This is a genomic window from Micromonospora sp. NPDC023814 (assembly GCF_040639595.1).
Taxonomy (GTDB): Bacteria; Actinomycetota; Actinomycetes; order Mycobacteriales; family Micromonosporaceae; genus Micromonospora.
This window is the reverse complement of the sequence record NZ_JBFAAF010000009.1, coordinates 39,119-53,414: the sequence shown is the minus strand read 5'-3', so window position 1 is coordinate 53,414 and position 14,296 is coordinate 39,119. Positions and strand designations below refer to the sequence as shown.

Here is a 14,296-nt window from a genome sequence, read left to right as displayed (position 1 = left end):
CGGAAGCGGGGGATTGGCATACGGTGCCGGGGTGGTGACCCTGAGGCTCGAGCCGATGACCGACAGGCAGTACCTCCGCTACCGGGAGCGGGCGGAGGAGAGCTACGCGCGGAACATCTGCGACTCCGGGGCGATGCCGCTGCCGGAGGCGCGCCGAAAGGCACAGGAGGACTACGGGAAACTGCTGCCCGACGGCCTGGCGACGGAGGGCCACCACCTGTGGACGGCCTACGACGGCGACGACGAGGTCGGCATGCTGTGGCTCCACGTCGAGCAGAAGTCGGACGGGCCGCACGCCTTCGGCTACGACTTCGAGGTGCGGGCGGACCTGCGGCGCAAGGGCTACGGCCGCGCCATGATCCAGGCGGTCGAGAAGTTGTGCCGGGAGCGGGGGGTCGTCTCTATCGGCCTGAGTGTCTTCGGCTTCAACCTTCCCGCCCGGACGTTGTACGAGCAGATGGGCTTCGAGGTGACGTCTCTCCAGATGCGCAAGCGGCTGTAGCCGGGGAGGACGGCACGCCGGTGCCAGCCGGCGGCCTCCGGCACGTGTCGCCGCGACCCCTCAGCCCGGCCGGTTCAGATCCCGTGGCGCGCGGCCCACTCGTCGGCGAGCATCGCGAAGACGAGTCCGGTGCTCCACCCGCCCTTGAAGAACTCGTTCTCGACCAGGCGGGCCTCCTGCCGCATCCCCAGCCGGCGCGCCAGCCGCGCCGACGTGTGGTTGCGCTCGTCGACCCGCGCGACGACGCGGTGCAGGCCGAGGTCCTCGAAGCCGAGGCGGAGCAGGGCCCGCGCCGCCTCGGTGGCGTACCCGTGACCGCCGAAGGCGGGATTCACCGCGTAGCCGAGTTCGCCGCTCGCGTGCAGGCGGCTGTGCCAGAACAGCACCACGTCGCCCACCAGCTCGCCGGTGTCGGCGACCTCGACGCCGAGCGTCAGCGACTGTCCCTCGTCGGTGAGTTCCCGGCGTGCCCACACCGACGAGATCCGGTCGACGACGACCTGGCGGGTCATCGGCTCGAAGGGCACGTAGCGGCACACGTCCGGTCGGCTGCGGTAGGCGAGCAGCGCGTCGACGTCACCGCCGGTCAGCGGCCGCAGCAGCAGCCGCTCGGTGCGGACCGGGTACTGCGGACGTAGGGCGACCTGCGTGGGAACCGACATCACGTCATCGTGCCACCTCCTCACCCCCGTACGCCGTCCGCAGCGCCCGGGCGCACAGCTCCTCGGCCGCCCCACCGCCGGACGGCCGGCGGATGTCGTACCGACGAGGTTGGATGAGGAGATGAGCTACGCGGAGGTCAACGGGCTGCGCCTGTGGTGGGAGGAGCACGGCGAGGGCCCGCCGTTGCTGCTGTTGCACGGCGGCTTCGGGGCGGTCGAGATGTTCTCGGCGATCCTGCCGGCCCTGGCCGGGCGTCGCCGGGTGATCGCGGTCGACCTCCAGGGGCACGGGCGCACCGCCGACGTCGACCGTCCGCTGCGTTTCGAGTCGATGGCCGACGACGTCGCGGCGCTGATCACCCGGCTCGGCCTGGCCGAGGCCGACCTGCTGGGTTATTCGCTCGGCGGCGGCGTGGCGCTGCGTACCGCGATCCAGCATCCGGCACTGGTGCGCCGGCTGGTCGTCGTCTCCGCGCCGTGCCGGCGGCAGGGCTGGTACCCGGAGGTGCTGGCGGGCATGCCCGAGCCCGACGAGGAGGCGGGCGAGCGGATGCGTGGCACCCCGCTGCACCAGCTCTACACGCGGATCGCGCCCCGGCCGGAGGACTGGCCCACGCTCTGGGCGAAGACGGGCGAGCTGCTGCGGCGCGACTACGACTGGTCGGCCGAGGTGGCCGCCCTCGTCGTGCCCACGCTGCTCGTCTTCGCCGACGCCGACTCGGTCAGCACCGCGCACATGGTGGAGTTCTTCGGGCTGCTCGGTGGTGGCCACCGGGACGCCGGCTGGGACGGCACCGACCGGCCGGCCTCCCGGCTGGCCGTGCTGCCCGGGCTCACCCACTACGACATCGCGGCCTCGCCGGCGCTGCCGGCCGCGGTCCTGCCGTTCCTGACCCATCCCGTGGCGACGCCCGGCTGACGCCGGGACCCGCCGGGCCGGGCTGGACGTGGGCCGGGGCCGGGCGCGGCGGGACCGGGAGCACCGCCGCGCCCGGCGCCGGGTCAGCTGGTGAAGCCGCCGTCCACGTTGACCACCGCCCCGGTGACGTAGCCGGCCTCCGGGCCGGCCAGGTGCGCGACGGTCGCGGCGATGTCGGCCGGCGCGGCATAGCGGCCGAGGGCGGTGAAGCCCGCGATCGCGGCGGCGTTCGGCCCGTCCGCGGGGTTGGCGTCGGTGTCCGTCGGCCCCGGATTCACCAGGTTGGCCGTGATCCCGCGCGGCCCGAGTTCCCGGGCGAGGCCCCGGGTCAGGCCGACCAGCGCGGTCTTGCTCATCGAGTAGAGCGACAGACCGGGGAAGACGGCCCGCTCCCCGACGTTGCTGCCGATGTTGATGATCCGGCCGCCCTCGGTGAGGTGGCGCGCGGCGGCCTGCGCGGCGAGGAAGGGGGCCCGGACGTTGACCGCGAGCGTCCGCTCCACCTCGTCGTCGCCCAGTTCCGTCACCGGGCCGACCAGGAAGACCCCGGCGTTGTTGACCAGGATGTCCAGCCGGCCCAGCTCCGCGGCCGTCCGGTCGACCGCGTCGCGGACGGCGGCCGGGTCGGCGCTGTCGGCCCGGACCGCCAGCGCCCGTCGGCCGAGCGCCTCGACCTGCTTGACCACCATCGCCGCGCGGTCGGTGGAGTGCTCGTACGTGATCGCCACGTCGGCCCCGTCCTGCGCCAGGCGCAGGGCGACGGCGGCGCCGATGCCCCGGGCGCCGCCGGTGACCAGGGCGACCTTTTCGTTCAGTGTCGTCATGCCAATGATCGTCGGTGGAGCGGCCGATCCCGGTCTGGCGGCGATCGGACGCCTCGTTCCGGGGCCGACGCGGGGTCCGATTCCCGCGTCCGCCCCCGGCGGCCCGGTTACCCGGCTTCGGCGGGGCGGGCGTAGTGGAGGATGACGACTCCACTGTCGAACGGGCGGGTGCCCACCAGGTCGAACCGGCGCGGGTCGAACCCGCGGTCGGCGAGCGGGATGCCGCTGCCGATCACGTACGGGTTGAGCTTGATGATCAACTCGTCGACCTCGGGCAGGAGCTGGCCGGCGAGCTGGCCGCCGCCGCAGAGCCAGATGTCGCGGCCGGGCTGGCGCTTCAGCTCGCGGACGAACTCGACCGGGTCGGTGGAGACGATCTCCACCTCCGGCTCGGCGGCCGGGGGCAGGGTGCGGGAGAAGACGTACTGCTTCAGGTGGGCGTACGGGCTGGTGACGCCGATCTTGAGGGCCGGGTCGTAGGTGGCCCGGCCCATCACCAGGGCGTCGAAGCGGCCCGCCGGCTCGTCGATGCCGAACTGCGGGTGGGTGAACGTGGGGAGCGTCTGCGACCAGTTCGCCGCCAGGTGCGCGGCCACGTCGGCGTCCAGGCGGAGGAAGTCGGGCGACCCGTCGGGGGCGGCGATGAAGCCGTCGAGGGTGCTGGCGACGTAGTACACGAGCTTGCGCAAACCGGTTCCCCAATCACTACTGGTGTCGTGGACGAATGTACTACAGCCGTCGTGGATCCTGCTAGGGTCTTTTCATGGCACGGAACGTGGAGCGACGGGCGGCCCTGGCGGACGCGGGGCTGCGGGTGCTGGCGGCAACGGGGGCGCGGGGGCTCACCCACCGGGCGGTCGACGCCGAGGCGGGCGTGCCCACGGGCACCGCCTCCAACTACTTCCGCTCGCGCGACGCCCTGCTCGGCGCGCTCGGCGAGCGGATCATGGAACGGTTCGCCCCGGACGAGGGGGTCCTGGCCGAGCTGGGCGCCCGCGAGCCGTCGCTGGAGCTGTTCGTCGACTACCTGCGGTACATCGTGGAGCGGACCACCCGGCAGCCCGACCTCACCCGGGCCCTGATCGAGCTGCGGCTGGAGGCGGTCCGCCGGCCCGACCTGGCGCGGGTCCTCGGCGACACGCTGCGCCGGGGCTACCGCGACGACGTCGCGTTCCACATCGCGTCCGGGTTGCCGGGCGGCGCGTTCGAGGTCGCCCTGTTGCACTACGCCATGGACGGGCTGCTGCTCGATCTGCTCAGCACGTCCATCGACGCCGGTTTCGACCCCGACGAGGTGATCGTGGCGTTCGTGTCCCGACTGGTGGGCGGCGCGACCGAACGGTGACCCACGGAACGTGACCACGCCCGGACACCGGGACCCGGACACGCCGGGGTGCGTCGCCCCGCCCGGGTCGGCCGCCCAGGAGTGTTCCCCGGCGCAGCGGGAAACCGTCCCCGGACGCACCTGGGGAGGAGCGACCGATGACGCGTGGCGGCGGACTGACGATCGGCGTGCTCGGCTCGTACGGGGGCCGCAACCTCGGCGACGAGGCGATCCTGACCGGCCTCCTGGCCGACCTGCGGGAGCAGGAGCCGGACGGGCGGATCATCGTCTTCTCCCGTAACCCCGAGCACACCCGGGTCGCCCACCCCGACGTCGAGGCGGTGCCGTGGGAGGGGATCAGCCGCACCGACTCCGCGCTGGTCCTGGGCGAGCTCGACGTGCTGATCCTCGGCGGCGGCGGCATCCTCTACGACCGGGAGGCCCGCCGCTACCTGCGGGTGGTCCGGGTCGCCCAGGAGCGCGGGCTGCCGTTGCTGACGTACGCGGTGGGGGTCGGGCCGCTCAGCGAGAGCATCGACACCGGGATGGTGCGGGAGACCCTGGCCAACGCCGCCCAGGTGACCGTGCGGGACCAGGAGTCCCGGATGGTGCTGGAGGAGGCGGGGCTGCTCAACCCGATCACGGTCACCGCGGACCCGGCGTTCCTGCTCGAACCCGAGGACTTCCCGGCAGAACTGCTCCGCGAGGAGGGCGTGCCGGCCGGGAAGCGGCTGGTCGGGATGAGCGTACGGGAGCCGGGCCGGGCCGCCGAGCGGCTCGACGTCGACGGCTACCACCGCCTGCTGGCCCAGATCGGCGACTTCCTCGTGCACCGGATCGACGCGTACGTGCTCTTCGTCCCGATGGAGCGCGACGACATCCGGCACTCGCACGGCGTGTTGTCGCACATGACTGCCGCCGAGCGGGGCCGGATCCTGCACGGCAGCTATCAGCCCGAGCAGGTGCTCGGGCTGATGCGTCACTTCGACCTGGCCGTCGGCATGCGGCTGCACTTCCTGATCTTCGCCGCGATGGTCGGCACGCCGTTCCTGCCGCTGCCGTATGCCGGCAAGGTCTTCGACCTGGCCCAGCGGCTCGGTGTGCCGGCGCTGCGGGGCGTGGAGCGGGAGGTGGAGGGCCCGCTGCTGGCCGAGGTCGACCGGCTCTGGGACGAGCGGGAGAAGCGGGCCGAGGCCACCGCCCGGCGGGTGGCCGGCGTGTGCGACGAGGCCCGGGGGACCTCGCAGGTCACTCGTGCGGTGCTGGAGAGCCTCCGCGCCCGCACCCTGAGCGGGGTGGCCTGAGGGGCGACGCCCACCGGCCCCGTCCCGCCGCCGAACCCGGGTCCGGGCCCCGGGTCGGCTCAGACCGCCGCCGAACCCGGGCCCCGGGCCCGGCTCAGACCGCCGGGCCGCGCCAGCAGTAGCGCCACCGGTCGGCCCCGGCATCCACGGACTCCAGCTCGTAGATCTCCGCCTCGGCCAGCCCTTCCGGGCCGAGGTGGTGGTGGGTCAGCGGCGGGCGGCCGTTCGTGTCCAGCTCGACGGTGACCGTCTCGCCGTCGGCCGGGCCACCCACCAGCGGGATTTCTGCCGTTGATGCCATGCGCCCATCCTGCCCCGCCCGGCCCGACCCCGCAGCGGATAGCGCGGCAGCGTGCGGGCCTGCCGGACGGCACGGCGAGGGGCAGCGCGCGGGCCCGCCGGACGACTAGGGTCCGTGGATGGCGGAGATTCGGATCGACCCCACGCTCGGCCCGGTGCTGGCCCGTACGGGCGACGAGCGGGCCGTGCTCGAAGCGTTCCTCGATTTCCACCGTGGTGTGCTGCTGCGCAAGCTGCGCGGGCTGTCCGACGCCGACGCGGCCCGCCGGCTGGTGCCCTCGGCCACCACCGTCGCCGGCCTCGTCAAGCACCTGACCCTGGTGGAGCGGAACTGGTTCCCGTGCCTGCTCGCCCCCGGCCCGGGCGACGTCTACCTCACCTCCGAGGAGGACGCGTCGGCGAGCTTCGCGCTGACGGCGGAGGACACCGTCGAGCGGCTCGCCGGGGCGTACGAGCGGGCCTGCGCCCGGTCTCGGGAGGTCGCCGCGCGGTTCGACCTCGACCACGTCGTCCCGCACCCGCAGCTCGGCGAGGTCTCGCTGCGCTGGATCCTGGTGCACATGGTCGAGGAGACCGCCCGGCACGCCGGGCACGCCGACATCCTCCGCGAGCTGACCGACGGCGCCACCGGCGCCGTCTGACGGCCACCCGGGAGGCCGTGCCGCCCACACCCCTGACGTCAGGGGCGCGGCAGCAGGTCGGCCGGGTACTCCATGCCGTCGTGGGTGCAGGCCGCCGCCGCGACCCGGGCCCCGTACGCCGCCGCGGCGGCCGGCGGTGCGCCGCGCAGCCGCGCGGCGATCACGCCCGCCGCGAACGCGTCCCCGGCGCCGTTGGTGTCGACGACCGGGGCGGGCGCCTCGGCGGCGGGCACCCGGGTCGGCCCGCCGTCGCCGGCGTGCAGGTCGGCGCCGTCCGCCCCGTGGGTCACCAGCACCGTGCGGGGCGCCAGCGCGGCGGCCAGCGCGGCGGAGCCCGCGCCCAGCCGGACCCCGCTGACGAAGACCACGTCGGCCGCCTCGGCGAAGGGGCGGTGGTAGGCGTTCTCGCCGTCCCAGTCGTGCAGGTCGGTGGAGAGGACGGCCCCGTCGGCGAGCCCGGCGCGCAGGGCGGGCAGCAGGGGAGGGACCCAGTCCATGATCGACAGATGCACGTGCGCCGACTCGCGGACCAGCGCCGCCAGCTCGGCCGCCGCGAACGGCGCCGGCCCCCGCCACGGACGCGGGTCGTAGAGCGACATCCGCCGCCCCGCCGGGTCCACCATGTTCACCGACCGCCGGGTGCCCGCCGGGGCGTCGCCGAGCACGGCGTGCACACCGGTGCGGGCCAGCGCCGCCCGGACCACGTCCCCGGCCGGGTCCGCGCCGAGGACGTCGACCACCGCCACCCGGAGCCCGAGCGCGTGCGCGGCGAGCGCCAGCCCGGAACCGGTGTTGCCGATTCGCAGCTCGATGGGGTCGACGGTGACGGAGTCCGCGGCGGGCAGCGGGATCGCGGGCACCCGCACCCGCACGTCCACGCCGAGGCCGCCGATCACGAGGAGGTCGAACATGCAGCGACCCTAGCCGGAGCGGGTCAGCCAGGGCGCTGCCGGCCGACCCGCTCCGAGGGTCACTCCAGCGGCTGGGGCTCGAGCTGATCGGGCGCGGGGGCGGTGCGCTGCCGCGGCGCCGTCGTCCGGCGGACCGCCGGGCCCTCGACCAGCGCGAGGTCGAAGACGTTGCGGAAGAGCCGGGACATCGCCGCGTCGGTCGCCAGCGCCCCGGCGAAGGTGATCGAGGACGCGCTGAAGACGAAGCCGCCGTTGGGCTTCTCGACCAGCACCATGGCCGCGCCGCCGCCGGTGTTCTGCCCCCGGGCGATGACCTCGGTCGAGTCGGCCTCGCCGTCCAGGCCGAGCATGGCGTCGGTCTCCCAGCCGCTGGCCGCGCCGTTGTAGCCGGCGAGGCCGAAGCGGCTGCCCACGGCCAGGCCGGTGCCGGCCAGCAGCTCGTGGTCGCGCAGGACCGCGTACGGGGCGAAGGTGAACCAGCTGGCGCTGGTGTAGTTGACCCCGACGAGTTGCGAGGCGGGCAGGCCCAGCGAGTTGTAGGTGTCCCGCCGCCCCTCCGGGGTGCGGAACGTGACGGCGCTGCGGTCCGCGCTGAACCGCACCCGCTCGTAGAGACCGTTGCCGCCGGCGTAGATCACCCGGCCGCCGCCGGCGAGGTAGTCGGCGAGGTGCTGGCGCATCTCCTCCGACCAGTACTCGGGGTGGCTGCCGAGCACCAGCACCCGGTACCGGGCCAGCCAGTCGCCGGAGACGTGCAGGTCGGTGTCGTCGTAGCAGTCGAACTCCAGCCCCTGCCGGGTCATCCAGCGCATCAGCAGCACGTCCGACCAGAGGGTGTGCTCCAGGTTGCCGGTCGCCTCGACGTTCAGCTCCGTCGACGGCCGGCGCAGCGAGAACGTGCGCGTCCCCGCCATGTCCCCGCAGTACTGGTAGTGCCCGCCCCAGGTGTTGTACGCGTGGTAGGTGTTCGTCGGCAGCAGCATCGCGATGTCGTGCCGGGGCGTCGCCGGCTTCACCACGAACGGCACGTGCCGGCGCAGCTTGTGCGGGCCCTCCAGCCGGGCCGCGTACAGGCCGGACGGCCAGCTCTCGGGGATCGACAGCGTCAGCGTGTCCGACCAGTCGCAGCCCGACTGGAGGTAGCCGGTCGGCAGCACCTGGAGCCTGCCCGTCACGCCGGTCGGGTTCTTCACCACCTCCGGCTCGCCCTCGCTCGGCGCCACCCGCACGACCGACGCGGTGAGCGCCGGGAAGGTGGTGGAGACCGCGATCCGCGCGGTCGAGCCGGCGGTCACGGTCGGCGTCCGCGCGTACCCCTGGAGGGCGGCCTGGCTCTGCAGGGTGAAGCCGCTGCCGACGGTGCGGCCGGAGCCGCCGTTGGCCCAGGTCGCCCGCCGGTCGGTGCCCGCCTTGGACCAGTTGGTGATCCGGTAGGTGACCAGGCTGCCGGTGGCGCGCCGGGTGGGGTCGCTCGGCTGCACGCCGTAGAGGGTGCCCTGCCCGACGCAGATCAGCCCGTTGACGGTCAGCTCGTTGAAGCCGCTGCCGATCCGGATGCCGGAGCCGGCCGCCCACCTGCCGCCGCCCAGGTGCTGGTACCAGTAGATGGCGCCGTGCCGGTACGCGTAGATCACCCCGGAGCCGTCCGCCACGCCCTGGAAGCTCTTGAAGCCCCGGGTGATCCGGCTGCCGCCGGTCCACTTCCCCGTCGCCGGGGTGTACTGGTAGCCGTACAGGTCGCCGTCGGCGTCGACCCCGTAGACCGTGCCGCCGAAGCCGAAGAGGCGGGGGAACTTCTGGAAGCCGCTGCCGATCTGCCTGCTGCCGCTCCAGTAGCCGGCCCCGGTGGTGTAGTTGGTGCAGACGTAGCGGTAGTAGTGGATCGTGCCGTCCGCCCGCACCCCGTAGAGCGAGCCGTCGGCGCTGCCGAGGACCGTGCGGAACTGGTGCCAGCCCGAGCCGATCTTGCGGCCGGAGCCGGTGGCCCACCCGGTCACGCCGGTCTGCCAGCCCCAGTGCCGGTACCAGAGCAGCGACCCGTCGGCCTGGATGGCGAAGATGACCCCGTTCCCGCCGCCCACGAGCTGGATGAACCGCTGCTCGGGGTCGTAGCCGGGGCCGTCGGCCCGGGCGGGCGCGGCGGGCGCCGCGAGCACCGAGGGCGCGGCGGTGGCCGCGGCCAGCGCGCCACCCGAGGCCAACACACGACGCCGGGTTATCCGACGGTGGACGCGCAGTGACATTTGTGAAGAACCTTCCCCGTTGTCGAGCCAGCGCAATCTAGCCGCCGGCCGAGGGCCGCTGGGGGAGGGGTGAGGGGGCGGCGTCGAAAGTCGTTCGGAAAGCGGCGAAGACCGGCCGACCGGACGATCCGGGCCCGTCCGGCGCCTCGGCCACACCGGGCACGGCGTGCGCTCGGGGTCGCGGCCGGCCCGATATCCTCGCCGGGTCGTCACGAGGAGGGGGACGCGTGCTGGTCGTCCACGGGGTGTGGCGGTGGGGCGTCGGGCTCGCTGTCTGGGCCGAGGACAGCACGCTGCCGGCCCGCGCGCCGCGCCGCCCCGGCCGCGCGCCCCGGGAGCGGCCGCACCCGTTCGCGGCCGGCCACCCGACGCTGGCCACCGCGCTGGCCGAGGCGGCCGATCCGGCCGACCTCGGCACGGCGCTGCTCACCCTCCCCACCCGGGCGGGCTCGCCGCTGGACTCGCCGGAGCTGGTCCGCACCGCCGTCGCGGAGCCGGTCCGTGGGCCGGTCACCCTCGCCGGGTGGCGCGTTCCGGTCCTCCGGTACGCCCCGGACGCCGCCCTGGCCCTGCTGCGCGGGCTCGACGGGCTGGCCGTCGTGCCCGGCGCGACCCTGCGCCACCTCGCCGAGCTGGCCGACTTCGCGGTCGAGCTGGCGGCCCGGGGCCGGGTCCTGCCCGGCCTCGCCGCCCCGGCGCCGGCGGGCTCCACCGACGGCGCCCCCGCGTCGACCCTGTCCACCGACGGCGCCCCCGCGCCGACCGGGCGGCCCGAGGGCGCGGGCAGGTCGGGGAAACCCGGCCACGACGGCACGCGCCGGCGCGCGTCGCAGGACGGCGACTGGTCCACCGTGGACGGGCAGCGGGTGCGGGTCGCCGCCCGGGCGGTGTGGCGGCCCCTGCTGACCGGCACGGACGCCGCCTGGGCGCGGGCGCTGGCGCTGGCCCTGCCGCCGGCCGCGCGCGCCACCGCCAACGCGCCGGCCCGCCCGGGCGCCACCGCCAACGCGCCGGCCCGCCCGCGCGCCACCGCCAACGACGGGCCGGGCATCGACGACGGGCCGGGTGCGCTGGTCGCCGACGCGCTCGACGCGCTCACGGACGCCGCGGTCCGGGCGGCTCTCGCGGAGACCGCGCTGGCCCGGGGCGTACGCCCGAACGGCGCCGTGCCGGCCTGGCTGGCCGCCCTCTCCGGACCGGTCCGGGACTTCGCTGCCGAGCCGGCCGCGCTGGACACCCTCCGTGCCGAGCTGGCCGCCTGGCAGCGCGACGCGGCCGGCGGCGCGGTGCGGGCGAGCTTCCGCCTGGTCGAGCCGCCCGCCGACGAGATCGCCGAGCCGGTCGTCGTGGTGCCGGCCGACCCGGCGGCACCGGTCGCGACGAGCGGGACGTGGCGGGTCGAGTTCGGGCTCCAGGCGGCCGACGAGCCGAGCCTGCACGTGGACGCCGGGCAGGTCTGGCGGGCGCCGGAGACCGTCGCCGGGCTGGCCGGCCGGCGGGACGACCCGCAGGAGACCCTGCTCGCCGAGCTGGGCCGGGCCAGCCGGCTCTGGCCCGAGCTGGACACCGCCCTGCGCACCGCGACGCCGGAGGCGCTGGAGCTGGACGTCGAGGGCGCGCACCGGTTCCTCCGCGAGGGCGCGCCGGTGCTGCACGCCGCCGGCTTCGCCGTGCTGCTGCCGTCCTGGTGGCGGCGCCCGTCGTCGCGGCTGGGCGCCCGGTTGCAGGCCCGCAGCCGGACCGCTCCCGGCACCGTCGCCGCAGACGGCGGGGTCGGGCTGGACGCCCTGGTCGACTACCGCTGGGAGGTGGCCCTCGGCGACCAGCCGCTGACGGCCGAGGAGTTGGCGTCGCTGGCCGCGCTGAAGACCCCGCTGGTGCGGCTGCGCGGGCGGTGGGTGGAGCTGGACCCGAAGCGCCTCGCGGCCGGCCTGCGGCTGCTCCGTTCCTCCGGCGAGCTGACCGTCGCCGACCTGCTCCGCCTGGGCCTGGCCGACGGCGGTCAGCCCGACGCCCTGCCGGTGCTGGAGGTGAGCGCGGACGGCGCGCTCGGCGACCTGCTGGCCGGGGCGGTGGAGCGGCGCCTCACCCCGCTCGATCCGCCGCCCGGGTTCCACGGCACGCTGCGGCCGTACCAGCGGCGGGGGCTGGCCTGGCTGGCGTTCCTGCAGTCGCTCGGGCTCGGCGGGGTGCTCGCCGACGACATGGGGCTCGGCAAGACGGTGCAACTGCTCGCCCTGCTCGCGCAGGACCCGCCGGAGGCCGGCCCGACGCTGCTGGTCTGCCCGATGTCGCTGGTGGGCAACTGGCAGCGGGAGGCGTCCCGGTTCACGCCGGGGCTGCGCGTACACGTGCACCACGGCGCGGAACGGGCGCGGGGGGCGGCGTTCGTGACGGCCGTGCACGAGGCGGACCTGGTCGTCACCACCTACTCGGTGGCGGCCCGGGACGCGGTCGACCTGGCCGGCATCGACTGGCACCGGGTGGTGGTCGACGAGGCCCAGGCGATCAAGAACGCCGCCACCCGGCAGGCCGAGGCGGTCCGCGCGCTGCCCGCCCGGCACCGGATCGCGGTGACCGGCACGCCGGTGGAGAACCGGCTGGCCGACCTCTGGTCGATCATGCAGTTCGCCAACCCGGGCCTGCTGGGCCCGGCGGCGACCTTCAAGAAGGCGTACGCGGAGCCGATCGAGCGGCACGGCGACGCCGAGGCGGCCGAGCGGTTGCGCCGGATCACCGGCCCGTTCGTGCTGCGCCGGCTCAAGACCGACTCCTCGATCATCTCCGACCTGCCGGAGAAGCTGGAGATGGAGGTGCTCTGCAACCTCACCGCCGAGCAGGCGTCGCTCTACCGGGCGGTGGTCGACGACATGCTGGCCCGGATCGAGTCCAGCGACGGCATCGAGCGGCGCGGGCTGGTGCTGGCCACCATGACCCGGCTCAAACAGGTCTGCAACCACCCGGCCCAACTGCTGCGCGACGGCTCGGCGCTGGACGGCCGCTCCGGCAAGCTGGCCCGGCTGGAGGAGATCCTGGACGAGGTCCTGGCGGCGGGGGAGCGCGCCCTGCTGTTCACCCAGTACGCCGAGTTCGGCGGCATGCTGCGCGGCCACCTGTCGGCCCGGTTCGGCCGGGAGGTGCTCTTCCTGCACGGCGGCGTCGGCAAGGCCGACCGGGACGCGATGGTCACCCGGTTCCAGTCCCCGGACGGGCCGGCGATCTTCGTGCTGTCGCTCAAGGCCGGCGGCACCGGGCTCACCCTCACCGCGGCCAACCACGTGGTGCACGTCGACCGGTGGTGGAACCCGGCCGTCGAGGACCAGGCCACCGACCGGGCCTTCCGGATCGGCCAGCGGCGCCGGGTGCAGGTCCGCAAGTTCGTCTGCGCCGGCACGGTGGAGGAGAAGGTGGCGGCGCTGATCGCCGACAAGCGGAGCCTGGCCGCCTCCGTCGTCGGCACCGGCGAGCAGTGGGTCACCGAGCTGTCCACCGCGCAGCTGCGTGAGCTGTTCACCCTGGAGGCCGGGGCGGTGGTGGAGTGAGCGGGCAGCCCGAACGCGACGGCGGGGCGACCGGCCGGTTCGCCGACTACGGCCGGCCGCGCCGGGTCGACGGCGGGCTGCGGGCCCGCAGCACCCGGGGCGCCATCGGCCGGTCCTGGTGGTCGCGGCGCTTCCTGGAGGTGCTGGAGTCGTTCGCCCTCGGCACCCGGCTGACCCGCGGCCGGGCGTACGCGCGGGCCGGCCAGGTCGTCCGCCTGCACGTCGCCCCGGGCACCGTCAGCGCCGTGGTGCAGGGCTCCCGCGCGCAGCCGTACGAGGTGAGCATCGCGCTGACCCCGTTCCCGCCGGCGCTGTGGTCCCGCGTCGAGGCGGACCTGGCCGCCCAGGCGTTCTTCAGCGCCCGGCTGCTCGCCGGCGACCTGCCCCCGGAGCTGGAGGAGCTTTTCGCGGCGGCCGGCGCCCCGCTCTTCCCGGCCGGGGTGGCGGAGCTGCGCCAGCGGTGCAGCTGCCCCGACTTCGCCGTGCCGTGCAAGCACCTCGCGGCCACCTTCTACCTGCTGGCCGAGGCGTTCGACGCCGACCCGTTCCAGCTGCTGCACTGGCGCGGCCGGGGCCGGGCCGAGCTGCTCGAACGGCTGCGCGCCCTGCGGTCCGGGACCGCCGGGGGCGCCGACCCGCCGGCCGGCCCGTCCACCGTGCCGCCGGGCGGCGACATCGGCACCGGTCCGTCCGCCGTGGAGCGCCGCGATGCCGGCGCCGGGCCGTCCACCCCGGAGTCCCGCGATGCCGACGTCGGGCCGTCCACCGTGGAGCGCCACGATGTCGGCGGCGGGCCGTCCATTGTGGACCAGGGCGGCTCCGGCGGCCGGCCGGACACCGTGGACCCCCCGCCGGTCGGGGCCGCGCGGGCGCTCGCCGGCCTGCCGCCGGCGCCGCTGGCCGAGTCGGTCGACCGGTTCTGGCTGCCGCCCGTCCCGCTGCCCGACCGGCCGCCCAGCCTGGCGACCGGGCCCGACCTGCTGCTGCGGCAGCTCGGCGCGCCGGCCCCCGCCATCGGCGGGCCCGGCCTGGTCGAACGGCTGCGGCGGGCGTACCGGCTGCTCGGCCGGTGAGCCTTCCCCTCCGGCGGATCGCCGGCCGGTGTCACCCGGTGCGGTGCCGGC

13 protein-coding genes are annotated in these 14,296 nt (G+C 75.4%); 7 read left to right on the top strand and 6 right to left on the bottom strand.

Annotated features, from left to right (window positions below):
• The first annotated feature begins 55 nt into the window (after nt 1-55).
• Nucleotides 56-502: a GNAT family N-acetyltransferase gene (locus AB0G14_RS07010; protein ID WP_357694563.1), complete on the top strand. Its 447-nt coding sequence runs from the start codon at nt 56-58 to the stop codon at nt 500-502.
• A gap of 74 nt (nt 503-576) precedes the next feature.
• Here AB0G14_RS07010 and AB0G14_RS07005 read toward each other — a convergent pair whose 3' ends face one another.
• Nucleotides 577-1,164 carry a GNAT family protein gene (locus AB0G14_RS07005; protein WP_357694561.1) on the bottom strand — a complete coding sequence of 196 codons (588 nt, stop codon included), beginning with the start codon at nt 1,162-1,164 and terminating at the stop codon, nt 577-579.
• A 121-nt stretch (nt 1,165-1,285) separates the two neighbouring features.
• Here AB0G14_RS07005 and AB0G14_RS07000 point away from each other — a divergent pair, with 121 nt between their 5' ends.
• A complete protein-coding gene (locus tag AB0G14_RS07000; RefSeq protein WP_357694559.1) occupies nt 1,286-2,083 on the top strand; it encodes an alpha/beta fold hydrolase in 798 nt (265 codons plus the stop codon).
• 83 nt (nt 2,084-2,166) lie between these two features.
• On the opposite strand, the gene AB0G14_RS06995 is transcribed toward AB0G14_RS07000, so the two are convergent.
• Nucleotides 2,167-2,907 carry a 3-oxoacyl-ACP reductase family protein gene (locus AB0G14_RS06995; protein ID WP_357694557.1) on the bottom strand — a complete coding sequence of 247 codons (741 nt, stop codon included), beginning with the start codon at nt 2,905-2,907 and terminating at the stop codon, nt 2,167-2,169.
• A 107-nt stretch (nt 2,908-3,014) separates the two neighbouring features.
• Nucleotides 3,015-3,596, bottom strand: a complete 582-nt coding sequence (locus AB0G14_RS06990; RefSeq protein WP_357694555.1) for a dihydrofolate reductase family protein — start codon at nt 3,594-3,596, stop codon at nt 3,015-3,017.
• Nucleotides 3,597-3,670: 74 nt separating this feature from the next.
• On the opposite strand from AB0G14_RS06990, the gene AB0G14_RS06985 reads away from it, so the two are divergent.
• Both AB0G14_RS06985 and AB0G14_RS06980 read left to right on the top strand, forming a co-directional pair.
• Complete coding sequence (locus AB0G14_RS06985; RefSeq protein ID WP_357694553.1) at nt 3,671-4,252, top strand: TetR family transcriptional regulator; 582 nt, start codon at nt 3,671-3,673, stop codon at nt 4,250-4,252.
• Between the two features lie 137 nt (nt 4,253-4,389).
• A complete protein-coding gene (locus AB0G14_RS06980; protein WP_357694551.1) occupies nt 4,390-5,535 on the top strand; it encodes a polysaccharide pyruvyl transferase family protein in 1,146 nt (381 codons plus the stop codon).
• 94 nt (nt 5,536-5,629) lie between these two features.
• On the opposite strand, the gene AB0G14_RS06975 is transcribed toward AB0G14_RS06980, so the two are convergent.
• Nucleotides 5,630-5,836, bottom strand: a complete 207-nt coding sequence (locus AB0G14_RS06975) for a hypothetical protein (protein ID WP_357694549.1) — start codon at nt 5,834-5,836, stop codon at nt 5,630-5,632.
• Nucleotides 5,837-5,954: 118 nt separating this feature from the next.
• Here AB0G14_RS06975 and AB0G14_RS06970 point away from each other — a divergent pair, with 118 nt between their 5' ends.
• Nucleotides 5,955-6,476 (top strand): DinB family protein, encoded by a 522-nt coding sequence (locus tag AB0G14_RS06970; protein ID WP_357694547.1) that lies wholly within the window; start codon nt 5,955-5,957, stop codon nt 6,474-6,476.
• Between the two features lie 38 nt (nt 6,477-6,514).
• Here AB0G14_RS06970 and AB0G14_RS06965 read toward each other — a convergent pair whose 3' ends face one another.
• The gene (locus AB0G14_RS06965; protein ID WP_357694545.1) at nt 6,515-7,387 is read right to left on the bottom strand and encodes a carbohydrate kinase family protein; all 873 of its coding nucleotides are present in this window, start codon (nt 7,385-7,387) and stop codon (nt 6,515-6,517) included.
• Between the two features lie 59 nt (nt 7,388-7,446).
• Nucleotides 7,447-9,630, bottom strand: coding sequence for a N,N-dimethylformamidase beta subunit family domain-containing protein (locus tag AB0G14_RS06960; RefSeq protein WP_357694543.1), 2,184 nt, complete (start codon nt 9,628-9,630; stop codon nt 7,447-7,449).
• Between the two features lie 227 nt (nt 9,631-9,857).
• On the opposite strand from AB0G14_RS06960, the gene AB0G14_RS06955 reads away from it, so the two are divergent.
• Nucleotides 9,858-13,172, top strand: coding sequence for an SNF2-related protein (locus AB0G14_RS06955; protein WP_357694541.1), 3,315 nt, complete (start codon nt 9,858-9,860; stop codon nt 13,170-13,172).
• Nucleotides 13,169-14,245, top strand: a complete 1,077-nt coding sequence (locus AB0G14_RS06950) for an SWIM zinc finger family protein (protein ID WP_357694539.1) — start codon at nt 13,169-13,171, stop codon at nt 14,243-14,245. The genes AB0G14_RS06955 and AB0G14_RS06950 overlap by 4 nt, the downstream gene beginning before the upstream one ends.
• Nucleotides 14,246-14,296: the final 51 nt, after the last annotated feature.

Coding starts and splice junctions, on each gene's coding strand:
- AB0G14_RS06975 (WP_357694549.1), bottom strand. CDS start 5,836: ATGGCATCAACGGCAGAAATCCCGCTGGTGGGTGGCCCGGCCGACGGC.
- AB0G14_RS06965 (WP_357694545.1), bottom strand. CDS start 7,387: ATGTTCGACCTCCTCGTGATCGGCGGCCTCGGCGTGGACGTGCGGGTG.
- AB0G14_RS06985 (WP_357694553.1), top strand. CDS start 3,671: ATGGCACGGAACGTGGAGCGACGGGCGGCCCTGGCGGACGCGGGGCTG.
- AB0G14_RS07000 (WP_357694559.1), top strand. CDS start 1,286: ATGAGCTACGCGGAGGTCAACGGGCTGCGCCTGTGGTGGGAGGAGCAC.
- AB0G14_RS07005 (WP_357694561.1), bottom strand. CDS start 1,164: ATGTCGGTTCCCACGCAGGTCGCCCTACGTCCGCAGTACCCGGTCCGC.
- AB0G14_RS06960 (WP_357694543.1), bottom strand. CDS start 9,630: ATGTCACTGCGCGTCCACCGTCGGATAACCCGGCGTCGTGTGTTGGCC.
- AB0G14_RS06970 (WP_357694547.1), top strand. CDS start 5,955: ATGGCGGAGATTCGGATCGACCCCACGCTCGGCCCGGTGCTGGCCCGT.
- AB0G14_RS06995 (WP_357694557.1), bottom strand. CDS start 2,907: ATGACGACACTGAACGAAAAGGTCGCCCTGGTCACCGGCGGCGCCCGG.
- AB0G14_RS06980 (WP_357694551.1), top strand. CDS start 4,390: ATGACGCGTGGCGGCGGACTGACGATCGGCGTGCTCGGCTCGTACGGG.
- AB0G14_RS07010 (WP_357694563.1), top strand. CDS start 56: ATGACCGACAGGCAGTACCTCCGCTACCGGGAGCGGGCGGAGGAGAGC.